The 20,380-nt window shown below is 64.6% G+C and carries 17 protein-coding genes and 1 tRNA gene; 9 read left to right on the forward strand and 9 right to left on the reverse strand.

All coding sequences use genetic code 11. The annotated features are described in order from the left end of the window. Positions 1–41 precede the first annotated feature (41 nt). Entirely contained in the window at positions 42–875 is an 834-nt protein-coding gene (locus tag AC5JDC_RS24700) for a DUF1194 domain-containing protein (protein ID WP_495845495.1), read from the reverse strand. Positions 876–979: 104 nt separating this feature from the next. Continuing rightward, positions 980–3,541: a GcvT family protein gene (locus AC5JDC_RS24705; RefSeq protein WP_495845497.1), complete on the reverse strand. Its 2,562-nt coding sequence runs from the start codon at positions 3,539–3,541 to the stop codon at positions 980–982. Positions 3,542–3,766: 225 nt separating this feature from the next. Between AC5JDC_RS24705 and AC5JDC_RS24710 the strand changes: the two genes are divergently transcribed. Next, complete coding sequence (locus AC5JDC_RS24710; protein ID WP_106772552.1) at positions 3,767–4,051, forward strand: type II toxin-antitoxin system TacA family antitoxin; 285 nt, start codon at positions 3,767–3,769, stop codon at positions 4,049–4,051. Continuing rightward, positions 4,026–4,550, forward strand: a complete 525-nt coding sequence (locus AC5JDC_RS24715; protein WP_106772460.1) for a GNAT family N-acetyltransferase — start codon at positions 4,026–4,028, stop codon at positions 4,548–4,550. The genes AC5JDC_RS24710 and AC5JDC_RS24715 overlap by 26 nt, the downstream gene beginning before the upstream one ends. 22 nt (positions 4,551–4,572) lie before the next feature. Here AC5JDC_RS24715 and AC5JDC_RS24720 read toward each other — a convergent pair whose 3' ends face one another. From AC5JDC_RS24720 to AC5JDC_RS24750, 7 genes are all read right to left on the reverse strand, one after another. Next, positions 4,573–5,301 (reverse strand): FkbM family methyltransferase, encoded by a 729-nt coding sequence (locus AC5JDC_RS24720; protein ID WP_106772551.1) that lies wholly within the window; start codon positions 5,299–5,301, stop codon positions 4,573–4,575. 44 nt (positions 5,302–5,345) lie between these two features. Next, positions 5,346–6,536 (reverse strand): hypothetical protein, encoded by a 1,191-nt coding sequence (locus tag AC5JDC_RS24725; protein ID WP_106772459.1) that lies wholly within the window; start codon positions 6,534–6,536, stop codon positions 5,346–5,348. Between the two features lie 38 nt (positions 6,537–6,574). Further along, the gene (locus AC5JDC_RS24730; RefSeq protein WP_425351334.1) at positions 6,575–8,035 is read right to left on the reverse strand and encodes an aspartate aminotransferase family protein; all 1,461 of its coding nucleotides are present in this window, start codon (positions 8,033–8,035) and stop codon (positions 6,575–6,577) included. Positions 8,036–8,055: 20 nt separating this feature from the next. Continuing rightward, positions 8,056–9,063, reverse strand: a complete 1,008-nt coding sequence (locus tag AC5JDC_RS24735) for an NAD-dependent epimerase/dehydratase family protein (RefSeq protein ID WP_495845500.1) — start codon at positions 9,061–9,063, stop codon at positions 8,056–8,058. Further along, positions 9,060–9,494, reverse strand: coding sequence for an EamA family transporter (locus AC5JDC_RS24740; protein ID WP_106772456.1), 435 nt, complete (start codon positions 9,492–9,494; stop codon positions 9,060–9,062). Before AC5JDC_RS24740 ends, AC5JDC_RS24735 begins: the two co-directional genes overlap by 4 nt. 102 nt (positions 9,495–9,596) lie before the next feature. Continuing rightward, a complete protein-coding gene (locus AC5JDC_RS24745; protein ID WP_495845503.1) occupies positions 9,597–10,949 on the reverse strand; it encodes an FAD-binding oxidoreductase in 1,353 nt (450 codons plus the stop codon). Continuing rightward, entirely contained in the window at positions 10,946–12,385 is a 1,440-nt protein-coding gene (locus AC5JDC_RS24750; protein ID WP_495845505.1) for a UbiA family prenyltransferase, read from the reverse strand. The genes AC5JDC_RS24745 and AC5JDC_RS24750 overlap by 4 nt, the downstream gene beginning before the upstream one ends. A gap of 287 nt (positions 12,386–12,672) precedes the next feature. Here AC5JDC_RS24750 and AC5JDC_RS24755 point away from each other — a divergent pair. The 7 genes from AC5JDC_RS24755 (at position 12,673) to AC5JDC_RS24785 (ending at position 20,270) form a co-directional block, all read left to right on the forward strand. Next, positions 12,673–12,748, forward strand: a tRNA-Val gene (locus tag AC5JDC_RS24755). Positions 12,749–12,832: 84 nt separating this feature from the next. After that, positions 12,833–14,998: a beta strand repeat-containing protein gene (locus tag AC5JDC_RS24760; protein WP_495845507.1), complete on the forward strand. Its 2,166-nt coding sequence runs from the start codon at positions 12,833–12,835 to the stop codon at positions 14,996–14,998. 254 nt (positions 14,999–15,252) lie between these two features. Then, the gene (locus tag AC5JDC_RS24765) at positions 15,253–15,543 is read left to right on the forward strand and encodes an acyl carrier protein (protein WP_207770998.1); all 291 of its coding nucleotides are present in this window, start codon (positions 15,253–15,255) and stop codon (positions 15,541–15,543) included. Positions 15,544–15,562: 19 nt separating this feature from the next. Further along, complete coding sequence (locus AC5JDC_RS24770; protein WP_495845509.1) at positions 15,563–16,744, forward strand: beta-ketoacyl-ACP synthase; 1,182 nt, start codon at positions 15,563–15,565, stop codon at positions 16,742–16,744. A gap of 5 nt (positions 16,745–16,749) precedes the next feature. Next, positions 16,750–18,015, forward strand: a complete 1,266-nt coding sequence (locus AC5JDC_RS24775; protein ID WP_495845511.1) for a beta-ketoacyl-ACP synthase — start codon at positions 16,750–16,752, stop codon at positions 18,013–18,015. A gap of 264 nt (positions 18,016–18,279) precedes the next feature. Next, positions 18,280–19,308 carry a zinc-binding dehydrogenase gene (locus AC5JDC_RS24780; RefSeq protein WP_495845513.1) on the forward strand — a complete coding sequence of 343 codons (1,029 nt, stop codon included), beginning with the start codon at positions 18,280–18,282 and terminating at the stop codon, positions 19,306–19,308. Next, the gene (locus AC5JDC_RS24785) at positions 19,305–20,270 is read left to right on the forward strand and encodes a lipid A biosynthesis lauroyl acyltransferase (RefSeq protein ID WP_495845515.1); all 966 of its coding nucleotides are present in this window, start codon (positions 19,305–19,307) and stop codon (positions 20,268–20,270) included. The genes AC5JDC_RS24780 and AC5JDC_RS24785 overlap by 4 nt, the downstream gene beginning before the upstream one ends. The last annotated feature ends 110 nt before the right edge of the window (positions 20,271–20,380 follow it).

Below are 20,380 nucleotides of genomic sequence, written 5' to 3' on the forward strand. Positions count from 1 at the left end.
AGCAGGTTTTTGGGTCGTGCGTCAGCGGTGCATCGAAGCACTTACCGCGATTCCCACAGATAGGAGCGGTCGCGCCACATCTTCTCGCCGACCTGGCAATCGTAGCCCTTGGTCTCCTGCGCAAGCACGACCGGCAACGCATCGTATTTGTGCACCGGCCTATTGTCCGCCAGCTCCAGCACCAGCTTGCGCCGGATGGCTTCCGGGAACTGCGACCAGTCGTTGACCGGAATCATGAAGGCGCCGGGGCCGCCGATGACGCAGTCGGTATAGTAGCGGTCGAGATCCTTCACATCGTAGACGCTGGTGAAGCCGCCATTGGTCATCAGCGGCAGGCCGTTGATGACGATGCCCTGCTCGAGGACACGGTCGCGGACCAGATCCACCGGCGCGCCCTGGTTGTTCGGTCCGTCACCGGAGATGTCGATCACCCGCTTCATGCCGCGGAAATGGCTCTCCGCGAAAAGGTCGGCGCCGAACTCGAGCGCTCCGGAGATCGATGTGCGCCGGGCGCTGTTCGGCGGATTGGCGGAAAGCTGCGCCACCACCCGCTCGGCGTCGGCGCGCGACGCGATCACCGTCCAGGGCACGATCAGGTGCTGTGTGGTCGAGCCGGCCCATTCGAAATAGGTCACGGCGATCTTGCCGTAGGCGCCGTCGGCGATCGCCTGCAGAACCTCGTCGTCGGTCAGCGCGGTCGCATAGCCGCGGCGCTGGATCTCCAGTTCCTGCGGTGACATGGAAAGCGAAACGTCGACCGCCAGAACCAGCTCGACATCGACGGCTTCCTGGGATTGTGCGACCTCGAAGGGCAGCAGGCCGAAGGCCAAAGCGACGGCTGCGAAGTAATGTCCGGTGCGCGAGGGACGAGACATTTTGGAAAGGTGGCCCGAATCGGCCGGTTTGAAAAGAAAGCGTCGGAAAAGCCCCGGCGCTTTCCCTTCACAATTTCGCGACCGGGGTGTGCTGCCCGTGCCGATCAGCTTCGCGGCTTGAGATTCTCCGGATCGTAAAGCGGCTTGTAGCCCACGCCGGCCACCTCGACCGGAAACGCCTCGCCAAAATACTCGACCGTCAGCTTGCGGCCTTCCTGGCACCAGGCCCACGGAAGATAGGCGAGCGCGATGTTCTTGCCGATGGTCGGGCCGTAGGCGACCGAGGTGGTGAAGGAACGGCGGCCAAGCTCGTCGACCAGCGTCTCGCCGGTTCCGGGGTCGAGCACCGGCATGCTGCCGACGGGATAGCGCGGCACGCCTTTCGAATCGCGATTGTCGGTCATCACCAGCGTGCACAGCATCGCCGGCTGATTTTTCCGCGCGCGATGCTCCAGATGCTTCTGCTTGCCGCGGAAGTCCGCCTCCTTGACCTTCGGGCGTTGCAGATCCGACTCGATCAGGTTGTATTCGGTCAAGAGATCGGCGTTCTGCAGGCGCAGGCTCTTCTCCATGCGGCGCGAGTTGGCATAGGTCTCGACGCCGAAGGCCATGACGCCCGTCGAGCGCAGCGCATCCCATACAGCCAGGCCGTCCTCGTAGCGCATGTGCAGTTCCCAGCCCTGCTCGCCGACATAGGAGATGCGGAAGGCGGTGACGTCCTTGACGGCAATCTTCATCGGCCTGATCGCCGCGAACGGGAAATTTTCCGGCAGAAGTCCAGCGGGATCTTCCACCACTTTCTGCAGCGTCGCCCGCGCGTTCGGTCCCCAGATGCCGATCGTCACGAACTTTTCCGAAACATCGGTGACCGTCACGTCGAACCCTTTGTCCTCGGCGACGCGCTTCACATAGTGGAAATCGCGCGGGCCGGCATCGGCGCCGTCGATCACGCGGCAGCGGTCAGCCATGCGGATAACGGTAAGATCGGCGCGCACCATGCCCTCGTCGTCGAGGAAATGCGTATAGATGCCTTTTCCGATATTGGCATCGCCACCAATCCTTGCCGCGCACAGCCATTCCATCAGTTCGACGTGATCCGGGCCTTCGACGTCGAACATGTAGAAATGCGACAGGTTGACGATGCCGCAGTCCTCGCTCATGGCGAGATGCTCGGCATTCGACACGCGCCAGAAGTGTCTGGCGTCCCATTCGTTCTCTCGCACCGGCACGCGGTTGCCGTATTTTTCCAGGAGATGCTCGTTGGCGGCATAGCCATGGGCACGCTCCCAGCCGCCGAGCTCCATGAAATAGCCGCCGAGCTCCTTCTCGCGCTCGTAGAAGGGCGAGCGCTTGACGTTGCGCCCGGTCGCATAGGGCTCGCGCGGATGGACGGCGGGATTGTAGATTTTCTGCGCCGCCTCGCCGCAACGTCCCTCGACGAACTTCTCGTCCATCTGGTGGGGATAGAAGCGGGAGTAGTCGATCCTGGCGTGATCGATGGAGGTGCGGCCGTCCGTCATCCAGTCGGCGACGAGCTTGCCGAAGCCGGGACCGTCCTTCACCCAGATGGCCACGGCATACCACAGCCCCCTCACCGTCTGGCTCTCGCCGACAGACGGACCACCGTCCGCCGTCACCTGCAGCAGGCCGTTGAAGGAGCGCCGCTCGTCATAACCGAGTTCGGCAAGGATCGGGGTCAGCTCGATGGCGCGCTCCAGCGGCTCCAGAATCTGCTCCATGTCGAGGTCGCGCTGTGAGGGAGACAGCCGTGCCTGGTCCTTTTCCAGCAGGTCGCGCGGATGGCAGAGCCGCGGATTGGTCTCCTCGTAATACCCCCATTCGATCATGCCGCCTTCCGACGTGGTCGGGTCGCCGGTGTCGCGCATATAGGCGGAATTGCCCTGGTCGCGCAGCAGTGGATAGCCGATGTCCTTGCCGGTGCCGGCGAACTCGGTATAGGGGCCGAAGAAGGTGAGCGGATGGTCGACCGGCATGACCGGCAGGTCCTCGCCGGCCATCTCGGCGATCAGCCTGCCCCACAGGCCGGCGCAGACGACGACATGGTCGGCATGGATGGTGCCGCGGTCGGTGACGACGCCCCTGATGCGCCCGTTCTCGATGACGAGCGACTTCGCGGGCGTATTGGCGAAAGCCTTGAGCTTGCCGGACTTTTCGCCCATGTCGACCAGCTTGCCGGCGACGGTCTGGCTGCGCGGGATGACGAGGCCCGCATCGGGATCCCAGAGACCGCCCTGCACCATCGACTCCTCGATCAGCGGGAATTTTTCCTTGATCTCGGCCGGGTCGATCAGCCGCGCGCGCGTCCCGAACGCCTTGCCGGACGAGACCTTGCGCCGGATCTCCTCCATGCGGGCGTCGTCGCCGACACGCGCCACTTCCAAGCCGCCTATGCGGTCGTAATGGCCGAGCTTGTCGTAGAAATCGATGGAATAGAGCGATGTCCAGCAGGACAGGAAGTCATGGCTGGTCATGTAGCAGAAGTCGGAGGCATGCGCGGTCGAGCCGATGTCTGTCGGGATGCCCGACTTGTCGATGCCGACGATGTCGTCCCAGCCGCGCTCGATGAGGTGATGCGCCACCGAGGCGCCCACGATGCCGCCCAGGCCGATGATGACGACCCTCGCCTTAGTCGGAAACTCTGCCATTGCCCGTGCTCCGAGATGTTCTGCAGGCAGACTTATAGGGCCGTGCGGCGCCAAGCGCGCAGCCTGTTTGCGACATTGCTCCGAAGCGGCGCGACTTGGGTGCCGCATCTTGGCGCTACGCGGTCTCGGCGAGCGGCATCAGCGTTTTCGTATTCTCGGCACCGGCCTTCAACTTGAAATATACGGCAATTTGCCGTATTTACGCCGATAATGGAGGCATACGACATGGGTGAGTCCACTATGGAGATGGCGCGGCTCGAGGCGCGCATTCCCGTCGAAACCTATCAGCAGATGCAGCGCGCCGCCAAGCTGCGCGGCATGACGCTGACGGGCTATCTTCTGGCGACCGCCGGGGAGGACGCGCGGCGCGTGATCGAAGAAGCCGAGATTATGCGGCTGAGCCGCGAGGACCAGATCAGGTTCGCCGAAGCCTTGATCACCCCCCCGAAACCCACCGCCAAGTTGGTGCGCGCGGCTGAACGTCATGCCAAGCTCTTCAGGAACCGATGAGCCGCAGTTCCTTATCGAGTCTCTGGGGAAGGAGCATGATCGTTCGCGGTTCGCCTGCGGCAACGAGCGCATCGACGCCTATTTTCGTCAGGCCGTTTCGCAAGACATAAAGCGCCAATACGCCACATGCTTTGTAGCCCGCCCGGCAGATAGCAGCAGGGTGGCCGCCTTTTACACGCTCTCGGCCAGCTCCGTACCGGTCACCGAGGTGCCGGAGCCGCTTGCTCGGAAATTGCCGCGCTATCCGACAGTTCCCGCTATCTTGATTGGCTGGCTGGCTCGCGATCTTGACTATTCCGGGTTCGGCCTTGGGGAAGCGATGCTGTTCGACGCCATACGAACGGTCGCGAGCGCACCCATCGGTGCGCATGCGGTGTTCGCCGATGCGATTGACGATCGCGCGAGTGCCTTTTACCGGTCATATGGGTTCACGCCGCTCACTTCACGGTCTGCGACGTTTTATCTGCCGCTTGCCGCCGCCAAGACGTTGGTGCGATGACCTCTGGCGAGCTCATCGCCATTCACGCAAACGCCCAGACATCCTCGGCATAGAGGCCGACCTTGTAACCGGCGGTCTTCAGCTTGACGACCACCTGGCCGATCTCGTCGGCCGGCAGCGCCCCGACCTCGACCTTGACCATGCCCGGCCGGTAACGCTTGAGATCGAGCTGCTCGAACACCATCCAGTCGGCGCCCTCGCAGTCGACCAGGAAGGCGTCGATGTGCTCGACCCGGTTGCGGTCGAGCACATCCTGCAGCGTATCGCCCGGTACGTCGATGTCCTTGAGATAGGGCGCGAATTTCTCGAAGTTGCCGTCCGCCTCGCCCCAGGCGTTCTTGCCCGACATCAGGTTGGTGTCGGTGATGGAGGAGCAGCCGACGAACTCGATCGGCAGCCGACCGTCCTCGAGGGCGGCGGCGTCGAACGTCTTCACCCGGATCGCGCCCTTGGTCCTGGTCACCGCCACGGGCTCGATGACGAAGCGCTGGGCGTCCGGATAGTTGGCGCGCAGCCGCTGCTGGTTGTACGGAATGGGCTCCACCAGGACGGCCCGCGATCCGGGAATGCGGTTCAGCCATGGCGTCACGTCGTCGAACAGGACGCCGTCGCATGCGCCGACATTGACCATCTGGAACGGACGGCTGTTTCCAAAGCGGGCTCCGAGTGCGGCCTGGGCGAGGAAGCGCGTCCCGCGCAGCGGTGCGCCGCGGTCCAGAATCCCGACGGGGACGGCGAAGGCCGCCATCATGCGCAGGAATTCCAGGAAGATCGAGACTTCGCCGCCGTCCATGACTATGTCCTTATGCGTGCCGTATCGAAACGCGGCTTCCAGATCGCCACCAGCAGGACCGCCATGCCGATGATGAAGACATGGTAGAAGCGGTCGTCGGGCAACGGGAAGCTCGCGAATTTTCCGAGCGCGCCGATCGCCAGAGCGAACAGCATGCCGTTCTGTCGGCTGGTGATCGCCCTGCCGAAGCGGTTGAGCAGCGCCCAGCCGGCCGTGAACAGGGCCAGTAGTGCCGGCCAGTCGCTATGCACCAGCGAGACCACGACGCCGCGCGCATAGCCCTTTGCCATCGCCGCCAACGACAAGTCCGGATGGAAGCCGATCATCGACTTCTGGATCTGCACGCAGGAGAAGTAAAAATGCGCCCACCATCCTGGATGCCCGCCATATCTGGAGATCAGCGCGCAGGCGGCGAAGCTCGCCACGAAGGTCGCCAGCAGCGGCAGGATGCGCCAGCCGAACACCACGGCGGTGACGAGCATCGCAAAGATCAGGATGATGTTGTCCGGGCGGACGAAGACGCTGGCGAACAGCAGCACGCAGGCGAGCGTGTCGCGTCCCCGCACGAAAGCATAGATGGCGGCCAGCGACACCAGTGACAGCAGCATGTCCGGCACCACCGCCGTGGTCATCTGCGCCTGGTCGGCCAGCATCAGCAGCGGCGCCAGCACGAAGGCGCCCTGCAGTGCGTTCTCGCGTGCCAGCCAGTAGAGCGCCAGCGCGCCGACCAGCAGCGACGGGATCACCGAAAGCAGGATGGAGGCATTGGCCAGCCCGACCACCGGCTCCATCAGCCGCATCAGCCAGATGTAGCCGACCTTCACCCGGTACATGGAGAGCTGCGACTGGAAGTCGGCCGGGTTCTCCCACTGGTGCTTGTTGTACGGGTTGCCGTACTGGATCTCGTAGAGCTGCGATTCCCGCGCGCCCTCCGAGATGACCGCCCAGGTCGCGGCATGCAGCTCGGCCGGATCCTGGTAGCGGTCCTCCAGCGCGGTCGCCACATAGGCGACCATGTCCCAGTTGTAGTCCGGCTTGATCACCCCGTAGAGGGCGATGGCCACGCAGACGCAGGCGAAGAAGGCGACCGCCAGCCGGTCGAGCAGCGTCCTGTTCTCTGCAACCTGGGCGAGGTTTTTGCCAAGCCCTGTGTCCAGCGCCCAGATGATCGGCGCCCGCTCGCTCTTTATCATTGCCCCTGCCTCTCCTGCCCGAGGGTTTCTCCCCCGCCTCAGTTCATCTGGCTCTTCACGAAATCCTTGACGATCGAAACGATGCCGCGCGACAGCAGGCTGTCCAGCGCCTCGACGAAGCGGTCGACATGCTCCCTGCCGCAGATGAGCGGCGGCTCCAGGCGGATGACGTTGCGGTTGTATTCGGTGAAGGCAACCAGCACGTCGTAGTCGCGCAGCAGCAGCGACCCGACGAAACCCGACAGCGAGCCCTTCAGCTTGTCGTCAAGCACGCTCACCACCGGCCGCAGCACCATCGGCAGCGTCTGCGAGAAGTCGTGGAACTCCAGGCCGATCATGAAACCCTTGCCGCGCACGTCCTTGATGATCTTGGGGTGCTTGGCCTGCACGGCCTTGAGCCGTTCCAGCAGATAGGCGCCTGTATCGGCGGAATTGTCGATCAGGTGTTCGTCATAGAGCACGTTGAGGCCTTCGATGGCGGTGACGCAGGCCTCGCCGATGCCGCCGAAGGTCGCCATGGCATGGATCATCGCCGTCTTCGGCGTGCCGTAGGCCTTCATGTAGACGTCGCGCCGCGCGATCATGGCGCCCACCGCCGCCTTACCAGCGCCCAGCGACTTCGCCAGCGCGGTGACATCCGGCACTACGCCATAGTGCTCGAAAGCGTAGAAGCGGCCGGTCCGGCCATAGCCGCACTGCACCTCGTCGGCGACCCACAGCACGCCGTACCGGTCGCAGAGCGCGCGGAGCTTCTGCCAGAATTCCGCCGGCGCCTGGATGATACCGCCGCCGCCCTGGACCGTCTCCAGCACGATAACGCCGATCTCCGGATCGCTGCGGAACGCCCGCTCGATCGCATCGATGTCGCCGAAGGGCACGCGCACGGTGTTGTCGGCCATCTTGAACTCGGCGCGGTAGAGCGAGCCGTCGGTGATGGCCAGCACGCCCTTGGTCTTGCCGTGGAAGGAATTCTCTGCATAGACGATCTTCGGGCGCTTCGGCCCGGCGGCGCGCTCGGCGACCTTCACCGCCGCCTCCATCGCCTCGGAGCCGGAGGAGCCGAGGAAGACCATGTCGAGATCGCCCGGCGAGCACTGCGCGATGTTGTAGGCTAACGCCGTCGCATATTGCGACATGAAGGCGATGGCGATCTCCTGCCGCTTCTCCTCCTGGAATTTCTTGCGCGCCTCGAGGATGCGGGGATGGTTGTGGCCGAAAGCGAGCGAGCCGAAGCCGCCGAAGAAATCGAGGATCTTCCGGCCGTTCTGGTCGACGTAATACATGCCCTCGGCGCGCTCGATCTTAATCTTGTGGAAGCCGAGCAGCTTCATGAAATGCAGCTGGCCGGGATTGAGGTGGGCCTTGAACAGGTCGGTCAGCCGGGCGACGTCCATCGCCTTGGCCTGCTCGACCGTCATCAGCGCCGGCTTGGGGATGCCGCCGGGCACCAGTGCCGGGGCTGCGATTGTCGGGCGGGCTGCCGTGTCCGGCTTGGTCATGACGTTCATGGAAAAGACTCCTATTCGGCCGGGACGTGGGTTGCGGCGGGCGCGCGGCCCTCTTTCTTGGCGCGATATTCCGTGTAGGCGGCGATCAGCATGTCCTCGTCGCGGAACTGGGGCACCCAGCCGAGCTGGCGCTCGCCCTTGGAGACGTCGAGCACGCATTCCTCGTCGGCGATCAGATACTGCTCGGGGTCCATGATCGGCATGTTCACGAGGTCGAGCAGGTCGAGCGTGCGCTTCACCGCCCAGCCCGGCGTCGGGACCAGGATCGACTTCGAGCCGGCATGGCGGATGAGGTCGCCCAGCAGCTTTCGCACCGGCGGTGGGTTGAGCGAGCCGAGGTTGTAGGCCTCGTTGGGCACGCCCGCCTTGAAAGCGGCGCGGGCGGCCTCGGCGCAGTCGAACACCGAGATGAACTGGTAGGGGTTCTTGCCTGACCCGATCATCGGCACGGGAAGATTGAAATCGATCAGCTTGAACAGCTTTTCGAGGATGCCGAGCCGGCCGGGGCCGATAATCAGGCGGGGCCGGAACAGCGAGATCGACATGCCCTTCCCGCGCCACACGGCGGCGAGCTTCTCGGTCTCCCATTTCGACATGCCGTACTCGCCGAGCGGCGCGACCGGATGCTCCTCCGTCATCGGATAGGTGACGGTGTGGCCGTAGATCATGTCGGTGGTGAAGTGCACCAGCTTTGGCGCGCCGGCCTTGTCCATGGCGCGGATGATGTTCTCCGTGCCGTGATAGTTGACCGGGTAGAAGAAGTCGTGGCGCTTGGCCCGCACCTGGATCGGCGACAGCATCTTGGCCGACAGGTTGTAGACCATGTCGTCGGCCTTCATGCCGACAGCGGCGACCGACGCCGGGTCGGTGACGTCGCAATGGACGAAGGACGTATGGCGGTAGTGCGAAAGATCGCTCTTGACGATGTCGGCGACGACAACCTCGTGGCCGTCGGCGAGGAGCTTGGGGGCGAGGTGGCGACCGACGAAGCCGTCGCCGCCGAAGATGACGTGTCTCATTTTGAGATCTCACTGGTTTTCAAGGGAGCAGCAGCAAGCTTCGTGCCATCCTCATGGCCGGAACGGTCGCTCTGGGCGATGAGCACCGTGCCGACGCAGATGAGGGCGATACCGGCGATGCGCCAGGCGTTCAGGTCCTCGCGGAAGACGAAGTAGGCGAACACCGCAACCGCGACATAGGCGAGGCTGAGGAAGGGATAGGCGAAGGAAAGCTCGACCTTCGACAGCACGTAGAGATGGGAGGCCATCGAGATGACGAAGATGCACAGCCCGAGGAAGACCCACGGGCTGAAGACGATCTGCAGGACCTTGATGGCCGGGTTGACGCCCTCGAAAGAGAGCGGCCCAAGGCTCATCATGCCATGTTTCAGCATCAATTGAGCGGCGGCATTGGTCAGCACGGTGAAAAGGATGAAAGGCAGGAATTTCATGTCGTTCGCTCTCTTTGTTCGATCCCTACCAGAGACCTGGAAACTTCCCGTGAAATCAGTCGCGGCATTTGACTAGAATTGTCCGCATCTTGGGCTGAACCGTTATTCCGCTGCCCGCGCCAGTCCCTGGTCGCGGTTGCCGAGCCGCATCGCTGTCCTTGCCCAGAATCGGGACAGGAAGGCCGGATCGCGCATGGCCTCCATCTGCCGCCATGCCGGGAACGAAGCCGCGAACGTCTCCGCCGACATGCGCGCGTCCTTGTAGGGGTTGACCGCGCCGCCGGCCGCGACCGTGATGGCGTCGAGTTCACCAAGCAGCGCCAGCGTGCGCGCGCCGCGGTTGGGAAAGTCGAGCGTCAGCGTATAGCCGGGGCGCGGAAACGACAGCAGGCCGGGCGAGGCGATCGCCCCGAACCGTTTCAGGACAGTCAGGAAGGAACCCTGCCCCGCCATGCGTGCAGCCTCGAGCATGGCCGGGATGGTTTCGGCCGCTGCCTCGAACGGGATCACGCTCTGGTGCTGGAACAGGCCCTTCGGACCATAGAGCCTGTTCCAGTTCGCCACGCCGTCGAGCGGAAAGAAGAAGCCCTGATAACCGGTCCTATGCGTGCTGAGATCGCGACCGCGACGCCATCGGTAAGCGGCATTGAACGCGGTGAGGAACGGCCGGTTGAGCACGTTGAGCGGCGGCTGAAACGGCACGGACAGCCGCCTTCCGGCCGTGTCTGCCTGCCTCGCGCCTTGCTTCGCGTGATTGCCGCTGATCAGCAGGCCGCGCCCGGCGCGGCGGCCGGCGGCGAGCTGGTCGATCCAGGCGACGGCGTATTCATTCTCCCTGTCCGCCGCTTCCGCCTGCTCGAAATACTGGGCAAGGCTGTCGAACGGCACCGTCTTCTCGATGATGTCGAGGGATGGCACTCGCATCAGCCGCAGCGAGGCTGACAGGATGATGCCGGTCAGCCCCATGCCGCCGATGGTCGCGGAATAGAGTCCCGTGTTGGTCGCAGGAGTGCAGAGATGCGTCTCGCCGTCCGACGTGAGGAGTTCGATCCGCTCGACATGGCAGCCGAAGGTGCCGCGGCGATGATGGTTCTTGCCGTGCACGTCGTTCGCGATCGCGCCGCCGAGCGTCACGAACTGCGTGCCGGGAACGACCGGCGGGAAGAAGCCATGCGGGGCGGCGTAGGCGATGATGTCGGAAAGCAGGACGCCCGCCTCGGCCGTGAGCAGGCCGGTGGCGACATCGAAATCGAGGATGCGGTTCAGCGAGCGCATGTCGACCAGCGTGCCATCCTCAACCTGGCAGGTGTCGCCATAGGAACGGCCGTTGCCGTAAGGCAGGATGGTGTCCGCACCGCCTTTCCCACTCCGCAGCGCGGCGATCGCTTTCGCGGCGTCGACGACGCGCGGCGACGGCGGCGTGACGCGTCCGAAGCTCGTGCAGGCTGCGGTCATCGGACGAGACCCGCCGCGACCAGCATGACCGCGCCGAGCAGCACCACGATCTGGCTGCGCCAGTCGCGCACGATGAATACCACCGGATCGTCGTGCAGTTCGTCACGCCGCGCCAGTATCCAGATGCGCATGGTAAGGTAGAGCACGATCGGCGCCAGCGGCCACACCATCCAGGGATGCGAGTAGAGCTCGCGCACGGCGGCGCTGTCGATGTAGAGCGCCAGCACCAGCGCGGCGGAGAAGGCCGAGGCTATGCCTGCCTGGGCGACGATCTCCTGATCCTCGGCCCGATAGCCGCGACCGGCGATGCGCTCGCCGGGCACCAGCATCGAGGATCGCAGCTCGACATAGCGTTTCACCAGCGCCAGCGACAGGAAGAAGAAGGTCGAGAAGGCGAGCAGCCAGAACGACACGCCGATATTGGTGGCCGCCGCGCCGGCGAGGATGCGCATCGTGTAGAGGCCGGCCAGCATCAGCACGTCGAGCAGCAGCATGCGCTTGACCGACAGCGAATAGGCGGTGGTGGCGACGAGATAGGCCGCGAGCACGGCAAGAAACAGAACCGGCAGCAGCGCTGCCGTGGCAAAGCTCACCGCCAGCAGCACGACGATGGAGGCCATGCCGAAGCGCATCGACAGGAGCCCGCAGGCGAAGGGCCGGTTGCGCTTGGTCGGATGGCGGCGGTCCAGCGCCAGGTCGAAGCAGTCGTTGAGGATGTAGATGGCCGACGCCGCCGTGCTGAAGGAGATGAAGGCGAGCAGGCAGGACAGCACCATGCCGGGGTTGAAATATTCGTGCGACAGCACGACCGGCACGGCGATCAGGCCGTTCTTCAGCCATTGGTGCACGCGCAGCATCTTCAGGATGGTCTTGAAGGTCGGCTTGGGCGTAGCGATCAGTTCGCAGCCATGCTTGGCCTGCCAGCGCGCCGCGCTGCGGTCGGGCGCCACCACGGCCGCCTCGCGCGCCGCGTCGAAGATTTCGAGGTCGTGCCGGCTGTTGCCATAATAGTCGAAGCCGGCATCGCCATAGGCGGCGACAAGGGCGGCGCGCTTGCGGTGCGAGGTCAGGTTTTCCGCCCCGTCGGTCGCCAGCACGGCATCGAAGATGCCGAGATGCGCGGCGATCTGCTCGGCAAACTTGCGCGGCGTGCCGGTGGCCAGGACGAGCTTGCGGCCGGCGGCATGCGCGGCCTGCAGACGCTCCATCACCTCCTTGCGATAGGGCAGCGAGGCCGCATCGATGTCGATGCGCTTGGCCATTTCCAGCTTCAGCGTGGCCGGGCCCCGGGCGAGCCAGAACGGCACCAGGAACAGGTAGAGCGGGTTCTTGCGCAAGAGCAGGAACAGCCCCTCCCACAACAGATCGGTCGCGATCAGCGTCCCGTCGAGATCAACCGCCAGGGGAACTGCATTCTTGTCGGACCGGGCGTCCATCGGGTCATTTCCGCAAGAGGGGGAAGCGCCATTCCCGGCGCCATGGGAGCGGCTATAGAGGAGCGACCATTAGGGACGGTTAATTCCGGCCGGGCCGGCAGCCGGCGCCGGCGCACTTCGTCGCTCAGGGTTAAGGCACGGAAACCGGAACCGTTAAAAGGCGAGATATCCCGCCGGCGTGGATCGCAGCCGGCGATTGGCGCGCTTGCCGCCCAGCCGGCGGAACGGTCATCCACGGGTGCCCTTGCGTTGCCGCGGCGAACGTCTTAAACGTCCGCCACGCCCGGGGGCGATTAGCTCAGTTGGTAGAGCGCTTCGTTTACACCGAAGATGTCGGCGGTTCGAGCCCGTCATCGCCCACCATTCCCGGTGTACTTCAAGAAATACACGGTCATTCTCCCGTGCACCCCGCTGTGCTATGTCTCAAAACTTGCACAGGAGGGTTTTATGCTTGTCAGTCAGTTCGCCTCGGGGGTTTCGCCGGAATTTTCGCTGGTCCGCGTCGGCAATCAGGTGGTCGCCACGCTCTACTACGGCCTGGAAGGCACCTCCACCTGGAACGGAGACATCACCGCCAGTATCGGCACGTATCAGGCGTCGGCCACTCAGAAAAGCGCGCCGCCGCTTGATCTTGAGTTCTACGCGACGTTGGCCACGGGAATAACCACCGACGGCGCCTTCATGCTGCACGACAACAATGCAGGGATCGAGCTGACCAGGGAATTCACGGTTACGCGCTACACCGTCGCGGGGTCGTTCACCGGGACGAACAAGGCCGACTATGTTTTCGGTTCGACTTATGGCGACACGTTCCAATCCCTTGGTGCCGGTGATGTCTTTGAAGGCGGCATGGGCGACGACCTCTACCGGGTCTACAGCGCCGACGTGCGGATCATCGAGGACGCCGGACAAGGGACGAACGACCGCGTCGCAGCGGGCGTGTCCTATACGCTGGCTGCTGGCGTGGAAATCGAGCAACTGACGACCAACGGGGCGGCCGGAACGGCGGCGATAAACCTGACCGGTAATCTGCTGGCGCAGTCGATAACCGGAAACGCCGGCGCGAACATCCTGAGCAGCGGCGGCGGGCAAGCCGACAGGCTGAGCGGGCTCGCGGGCAACGACACCTACAGGGTCTACAACGCCGCCGACGTCGTTGTCGAAGCCGCCGGAAACGGAACGGCCGACCGCGTCATGGCGGCAGTGAGCTACAAACTGGCGGCCGGCGCGGAGATCGAATTGCTCACCACGAACGGCGTTACCGGCACCGCCAAGATCAACCTGACCGGCAACGAATTCGGCCAGACGATCATCGGCAACGCGGCGAACAATCTCCTGGAAGGCGGCGGCGGCGACGACACGCTTTCCGGCGGCGGCGGAAACGATACCCTCAGAGGAGGAACCGGTAACGACACCTACCTCGTCGACAGTTCTGACCAGATCGGCGAAGGCGGGGTCGGCAATGATCGCGTTATCGCCTCATCGAGCTTCGATATCGGTTCGGACAATGGGATCGAGTGGATGATGACCAGCGATGCAAAGGGCACCGGCGCCATCAACCTCTACGGCAGCAACTCTTCCCAGACCATCATCGGCAACGCAGGCGCGAACATGCTGTTCGGCAGAGGAGGTGATGACATCCTGATCGGTGGAGCAGGTGCCGACAGGCTGGAGGGCGATGTTTCCCCCGGCGGCTACGGAAACGATACAGCTAGTTATGAGACAGCGTCCGAAGCGGTCACAGTCGATGTCTCCGACATGGCCGCCAACACCGGCGACGCAGCTGGCGACGTCTTTGTATCGATAGAGAAAATTATCGGCACGTCGTTCGACGACACCCTGAAAGGTGCAGGCCACATGGAGGCCATCTACGGAGGCGCCGGTTCCGACACGATCGACGCGGGAAAGGTGGGGGCAAACAACCCGAATTTGGATGGCGGTGCCGGATATGATTATATCTATGGCAGCAGATTTAATGATCGTATTCGTCTGAACGCCGACGGCGGCTATGCCGCCGGCGGCCTGGGCAACGATTTCTACCACGTCACCGGAGCGGCGAACGAGGACATAGTCGAGGTAGCCGGCCAGGGCACCAAGGATGTGGTGGCCACGTCGTCCAGCTATGTACTGTCCGCAGATCTCGACATCGAAGTCATGCAGACGACCAACCGCAACGGCACCACGGCCATAAACCTGACCGGCAACCAACTGCGGCAGAGCCAGATCCTCGGAAATGCCGGATCGAACGTGCTCGACGGAAAGGGCGGTTCGGACGTTCTCGACGGAGCCGCCGGCAAGGACTTTTTCGCCTTCACCACCGCCTTGGCCGCGGACAACGTCGACACGATCCTGAATTTCAGTGCCGTCGATGACACGATTCGTCTGGAGAACGCGATCTTCACGGCGCTGACGGTGACCGGACCATTGGCCGCGTCCGCATTCCGCGCCGATACCACGGGTCTCGCGCAGGATGCCGACGACCGCATCATTTACGAGACCACCACCGGCCGGCTGTTCTACGACGAAGACGGCGTGGGCGGCGCGAGCGCAATCCAGTTCGCCGTTCTTAGCGGCACGCCGACGATCACCAACGCGGACTTCCAGGTAATCTGATCGTCCTTGGCCGACGCCGATCGCATACGCATGATGCGGGTGGCTACGGCCGCCCGCGCATGCCAGCGCCTCCAGCCTGAGAAGAGTCTTCAGGCAACGGGATGGTCTCAGGCGTTTCGGGAAACCAACGAAGCGGTACGGGCGCCGAAACTGCCCGGACAAATGCGCCCCTTTTCCTTACGGCCAAAACCGACTAGATAGCGCCAAACTTGCGCGTGGCGGCAGGCTGCGCGACTCTGCACTCTTTCTAAGGAATCGCCGTGTCCACGACATTCGACAAGGTCGCTAACATCATCGCCGAGACGAGCGAGATCGACCGCGAGAAGATCACGCCGGAAAGCCACACCATCGACGATCTCGGCATCGACAGCCTCGATTTCCTCGACATCGTCTTTGCCATCGACAAGGAGTTCGGCATCAAGGTGCCGCTCGAGAAGTGGACGCAGGAAGTCAACGACGGCAAGGTTTCCACCGACGAATATTTCGTCATGAAGAACCTTTGCGCCAAGATCGACGGGCTGGTGGCCGCCAAGGCCGCCGCCTGATCGGCGCCCTGCCCCGACCATGAGCGCGCACGACGTCGTCATCACCGGCATCGGCCTGGTTTCGTCGCTCGGCGAGGGAGCGGAGGCCCATTGGACCGCCCTTTCCGCCGGACCGCCCGCGCCTGTCGTCGATTCGGAGCGCTTTGCGCCGTTCTCCTTCCACCCGCTGCCGGAAATCGACTGGAGCAGGCAGATAGCCAAGCGCGGCGACCAGCGCCAGATGGAAACCTGGCAGCGGCTCGGCACCTACACGGCCGGCCTGGCGCTCGACGACGCGGGCATGAAGGGGGACGAGGCGCTCGTCGGCTCGATGGACATGGTGATCGCGGCCGGCGGCGGCGAGCGCGACGCGGCGGTGGACGCAGCCATCCTCGCCGCTTCGCAGACGCGGGCCGACCGCGAGGTGCTGCTCAACGAGAAGCTGACCACCGAGTTGCGTCCGACCCTCTTCCTGGCGCAGCTCTCCAACCTGCTTGCCGGCAACATCTCCATCGTCCACAAGGTCACCGGCTCCTCGCGCACCTTCATGGGCGAAGAAGGTGCGGCCGTCTCGGCCGTCGACACGGCCTTCGCCCGCATCCGCTCCGGCCAGGCGACGCATGTGCTGGTGGGCGGCGCCTTCCAGTCGGAGCATCCCGACATGCTGCTCGGCTATGAGCTTGGCGGCTACCTGCATCGTGGACCGCATGCGCCCGTATGGCAGCGCCAGGGCATGCCCGGCGGCGGTATCGTCAGCGGCTCCGGCTCGGCCTTCCTCGTGCTGGAGCAGCGCGAGCATGCCGAAAAGCGCGGCCGCAAGGCCTATGCCGAGCTGCTCGCCGTGACGCCGGGCCGGTCGAAACGCGACGCCGGCTACGAGGACGCGCTGGCGTCGATCTATGCGCGGACGGCGAAGGATGCCGAAAACCTGCTCGTCGTCTCGGGTGCCTCGGGGGCTCATGCCGCTACGGCCGCCGAGCAGGCGGTGCTCGCGCGCAACGGCGCCGTGGTGCGCGGCTACTCCTCGCTGATCGGCCACGTGAAGGAGGCGCAGTTTTTCGTGGCGGTGGCGCTGGCAGCGCTCGCCGTCGGCAAGGGCAAGGCCTTTTCGCCGTTCGACGGCTCGGAAAAGCCATTCTCCGGGCCGCTCACCGGAGCGCTGGCAACGACGGTCGGCTATCACTATTTCGAGGGCATGGCGCTGGTCGCCGCCGCGGAGTAAGCGCCATGACGAAATACACGGATCATCTCGGGCGGCCGGTGGTGGCGGTGACCGGCATCGGCGTCGTCACCTCGCTCGGCGTCGGCAAGCAGGAAAACTGGGCGGCGCTGACGTCTGGCCGCTCCGGCATCCATCCGATCACCCGCTTTCCGGTCGACCTCCTCAACACCCGCATTGCCGGCACGGTCGATTTCCTCGGCTCCAGCAATCAGGGCGCGACTGCGCTGACTTACGAGCTCGCCGAGACGGCCGCCGCTGAGGCGATTGGCCAGTCCGGCCTCGCCGGCGCCTTCGACGGCCCGCTGTTTCTCGCCTCGCCGCCGGTCGAGCTCTCGTGGCATTCGCGCTTCGCCATGTACGGCCAGTCCGACGAGCAGGAAGGCTACGCCCGGCTGCTGGCGATCGCCAGCAAGCAGAATGGCGACGTTTTCGATTCGGTGATGTTCGGCGCCGTTGCCGATCGCCTCGCCGACCGGTTCGGCGCCACCGGCCTGCCGATCACGCTGTCGACCGCCTGCGCGTCGGGCGCCACCGCCATCCAGCTCGGCGTCGAGGCGATCCGCCGCGGTGAGAGCGACCGGGCGCTGTCGATCGGTGCGGACGGTTCGGCCACCGCCGAGGCGCTGATCCGCTTCTCGCTGCTGTCGGCCCTGTCGACGCAGAACGACGTGCCCGAGAAGGCGTCGAAACCGTTCTCGAAGGACCGCGACGGTTTTGTCCTCGCCGAGGGCTCCGCCGCGCTCGTGCTGGAATCGCTGGAGAGCGCGCTGGCGCGCGGCGCGAAAGTGCTCGGCGTGCTGGCCGGCTGCGGTGAGCGCGCCGACGATTTCCACCGCACCCGCTCGAAGCCCGACGGCTCGCCGGCCATCGCCGCGGTGCGGGCGGCACTTGCCGATTCCGGGCTCGGCGAGGATCGGATCGACTACATCAACGCCCACGGCACATCGACGCCCGAGAACGACAAGATGGAGCACATGTCGCTGTCGACCGTCTTCGGCGAGCGCATGCGCAGGCTGCCGATCTCCTCCAACAAGTCGATGATCGGACACACGCTGTCGGCCGCCGGCGCCATCGAGGCGGCGTTCTCGCTGATGACCATGCTGGAAGGCGTCATCCCGCCGACCATCAACTACGACAATCCCGACCCTGCGATCGAGCTCGACGTGGTGCCGAACGCCAAGCGGCAGGCCGACGTCTCGGCGGTGCTCTCCAATTCCTTCGGTTTCGGCGGCCAGAACACCTGCCTTGTCATGGCGCGGGAACCCGTTTAGGCGGAACGCTCACTTTCTGTTTTCCGAGCGGTTGCCGTTGCGTTCCTTCGCACCCCCCTCTGTCCTGCCGGACATCTCCCCCGCAAGGGGGGAGATTGGCAGTTTCGCCATCCGCGCCCCGCGTGCCACGCTGGCGATTGGCGAAGCCCATGCGGCCGATACAATCTCCCCCCTTGCGGGGGAGATGTCCGGCAGGACAGAGGGGGGTGCGAAGGAGCGCGAACTTGCGAACCGGCGGACGCCCGCCCAAAGGACGACCCCCTAATGCGCGCACTGCAGCTCATCGAAGACCGCCGGCTCGAGCAGGTCGACATCCCTGCCCCGCCGCCGCCCGCCATTGGCGAGGTGACGGTGCGCATCAAGGCGGTGGCGCTTAACCACATCGACGTGTGGGGCTGGCGGGGCATGGCGTTTGCCAAGCGCAAGCTGCCGCTGACCATCGGCGCGGAAGCTTCAGGCGAGGTGGAAGAAATCGGCCCGGGCGTGGGGGGCATCGTCCCCGGCCAACTGGTTTCGATCTACGGCGCGCGCACCTGCGGCCTGTGCAAGGCTTGCCGGACCGGCCGTGACAATCTCTGCGAGCACGTCGGCGGGGTACACGGCTTCCACCTGGATGGATTTGCGCAAGAGAAGATCAACCTGCCGGCGCGCCTGCTGGTTCCTGCCCCGCCCGGCGTCGACGCGGTCGGCGCGGCCGTCGCCCCGGTTACCTTCGGCACGGTCGAGCACATGCTGTTCGACAACGCAAAACTCGAGCCTGGCGAGACCATTCTCGTTCATGCCGGCGGCTCCGGCATCGGTTCGGCGGCGATCCAGCTCGCCAAGCGCATGGGCTGCACCGTGATCACCACGGTCGGCTCGGCCGACAAGATGGCGAAGGCGACGGCACTGGGGGCCGACCACGTCATCAACTATCGCGAGGACCGTTTTGAGGGCGTGGTGCGCAAGCTGACGAAGAAGAAGGGCGTCGACGTGGTGTTCGAGCATGTCGGCGCCGATACCTGGGCGGGTTCCATGCTGTCGCTGAAGCGCGGCGGCCGCATCGTCACCTGCGGCTCGACCTCGGGCGTGTCGACCCAGATGAACCTGATGCAGCTCTTCCAGCAGCAGATAAAAATCTTCGGCTCGTTCGGTTGCCGGATGGAGAACATGGCCGACGCCATGCAGAAGATGGCCGCCGGTATCGTGAAGCCCGTTATCGACACCGAGGTGGACTTCGCCTCGATCGGCGAAGCGCTGAAGCGCATGGAAGGCCGGGACGTTTTCGGCAAGATCATCCTGCGCGTGGGATGAACCGGCGCGACCGCCTCTACCGTTGGTCGCGCTTATCGCGGCAGGCTGGCCACTGGCTGACCGCGCAGGTGGCGCTCGCCATCATGCGCGTGCTCAGGCTGTTTCCCGCCGACAAGGCGATCAACTTTGCCGACCGCGCCGCGCGCCGGCTCGGGCCGCTGGTCGGCCGCCACCAGGTGGCCCTCGACAATCTGCGTAAGGCTTACCCGGACAAGAGCGAGGCGGAGATCCGCGAGATCGCCGTCGACATGTGGGGCAACATGGCGCGGCTCGCCGCCGAATATGTCTTTCTGGACAGCCTGTTCGACTTCGACGTTCATGCGACGTCGCAAGGTCGTGTCGAAGTGGAAGGCATCCCGTTCTTCGAGAAGATCGCCGTCGAGGACAAGCCCCACATCCTGTTCACCGGCCATCTCGGCAATTTCGAGCTTTTGCCGATCGCCGGCGCCGCCTACGGTATGAAGGTCACTTCGCTGTTCCGGCCGCCGAACAATCCTTATATCGCCAATTTCATCCACTCGACCCGCCGCTCGGCAATGGGCGACCTGATCGCCTCGCGCGCCGGCGTCTCCTTCACGCTGGCGCGCATCCTCGACGAGAACGGCACGATCGGCGTGCTGGTCGACCAGAAATTCGTCAACGGCCTGCCCACCACCTTCTTCGGTCGGCCCTGCGAGACCAGCCCGCTGCTGCCCAAGCTGGCGCGGCAGTATGAATGCGACGTCTATCCGGCGCGCTGCGTCCGGCTTCCCGGCAACCGTTTCCGCCTCGTGATCGAGCCGAAGCTCGAACTGCCGCGCACCGAGCGTGGCCGCGTCGACATCCACGCCACCGCGCAACTGCTGAACGACGTGGTCGAGCGCTGGGTGCGCGAGGACCCCGGCCAGTGGATGTGGTTCCACAAGCGCTGGAAGCTCACCAAGGCAAGTCGCCGGCGGGCCCGCGGCGCGGCATCGGCCTGAGCGAATCGCGGCACGACGGAACAACCGCGCAAAGCGTCCGTTCTTCTTGCGAAGCGCCCACCAAGAGAAGGCCGGCGCGGAAACGGATAGACGGATGAACAAGGAAGCGA

It is taken from the genome of Kumtagia sp. (genome assembly GCF_059502445.1).

Coding starts and splice junctions, on each gene's coding strand:
- AC5JDC_RS24710 (WP_106772552.1), top strand. CDS start 3,767: ATGGGTGAGTCCACTATGGAGATGGCGCGGCTCGAGGCGCGCATTCCC.
- AC5JDC_RS24700 (WP_495845495.1), bottom strand. CDS start 875: ATGTCTCGTCCCTCGCGCACCGGACATTACTTCGCAGCCGTCGCTTTG.
- AC5JDC_RS24730 (WP_425351334.1), bottom strand. CDS start 8,035: ATGACCAAGCCGGACACGGCAGCCCGCCCGACAATCGCAGCCCCGGCA.
- AC5JDC_RS24705 (WP_495845497.1), bottom strand. CDS start 3,541: ATGGCAGAGTTTCCGACTAAGGCGAGGGTCGTCATCATCGGCCTGGGC.
- AC5JDC_RS24760 (WP_495845507.1), top strand. CDS start 12,833: ATGCTTGTCAGTCAGTTCGCCTCGGGGGTTTCGCCGGAATTTTCGCTG.
- AC5JDC_RS24775 (WP_495845511.1), top strand. CDS start 16,750: ATGACGAAATACACGGATCATCTCGGGCGGCCGGTGGTGGCGGTGACC.
- AC5JDC_RS24780 (WP_495845513.1), top strand. CDS start 18,280: ATGCGCGCACTGCAGCTCATCGAAGACCGCCGGCTCGAGCAGGTCGAC.
- AC5JDC_RS24720 (WP_106772551.1), bottom strand. CDS start 5,301: ATGATGGCGGCCTTCGCCGTCCCCGTCGGGATTCTGGACCGCGGCGCA.
- AC5JDC_RS24740 (WP_106772456.1), bottom strand. CDS start 9,494: ATGAAATTCCTGCCTTTCATCCTTTTCACCGTGCTGACCAATGCCGCC.
- AC5JDC_RS24750 (WP_495845505.1), bottom strand. CDS start 12,385: ATGGACGCCCGGTCCGACAAGAATGCAGTTCCCCTGGCGGTTGATCTC.
- AC5JDC_RS24715 (WP_106772460.1), top strand. CDS start 4,026: ATGCCAAGCTCTTCAGGAACCGATGAGCCGCAGTTCCTTATCGAGTCT.
- AC5JDC_RS24735 (WP_495845500.1), bottom strand. CDS start 9,063: ATGAGACACGTCATCTTCGGCGGCGACGGCTTCGTCGGTCGCCACCTC.
- AC5JDC_RS24745 (WP_495845503.1), bottom strand. CDS start 10,949: ATGACCGCAGCCTGCACGAGCTTCGGACGCGTCACGCCGCCGTCGCCG.
- AC5JDC_RS24770 (WP_495845509.1), top strand. CDS start 15,563: ATGAGCGCGCACGACGTCGTCATCACCGGCATCGGCCTGGTTTCGTCG.
- AC5JDC_RS24785 (WP_495845515.1), top strand. CDS start 19,305: ATGAACCGGCGCGACCGCCTCTACCGTTGGTCGCGCTTATCGCGGCAG.
- AC5JDC_RS24725 (WP_106772459.1), bottom strand. CDS start 6,536: ATGATAAAGAGCGAGCGGGCGCCGATCATCTGGGCGCTGGACACAGGG.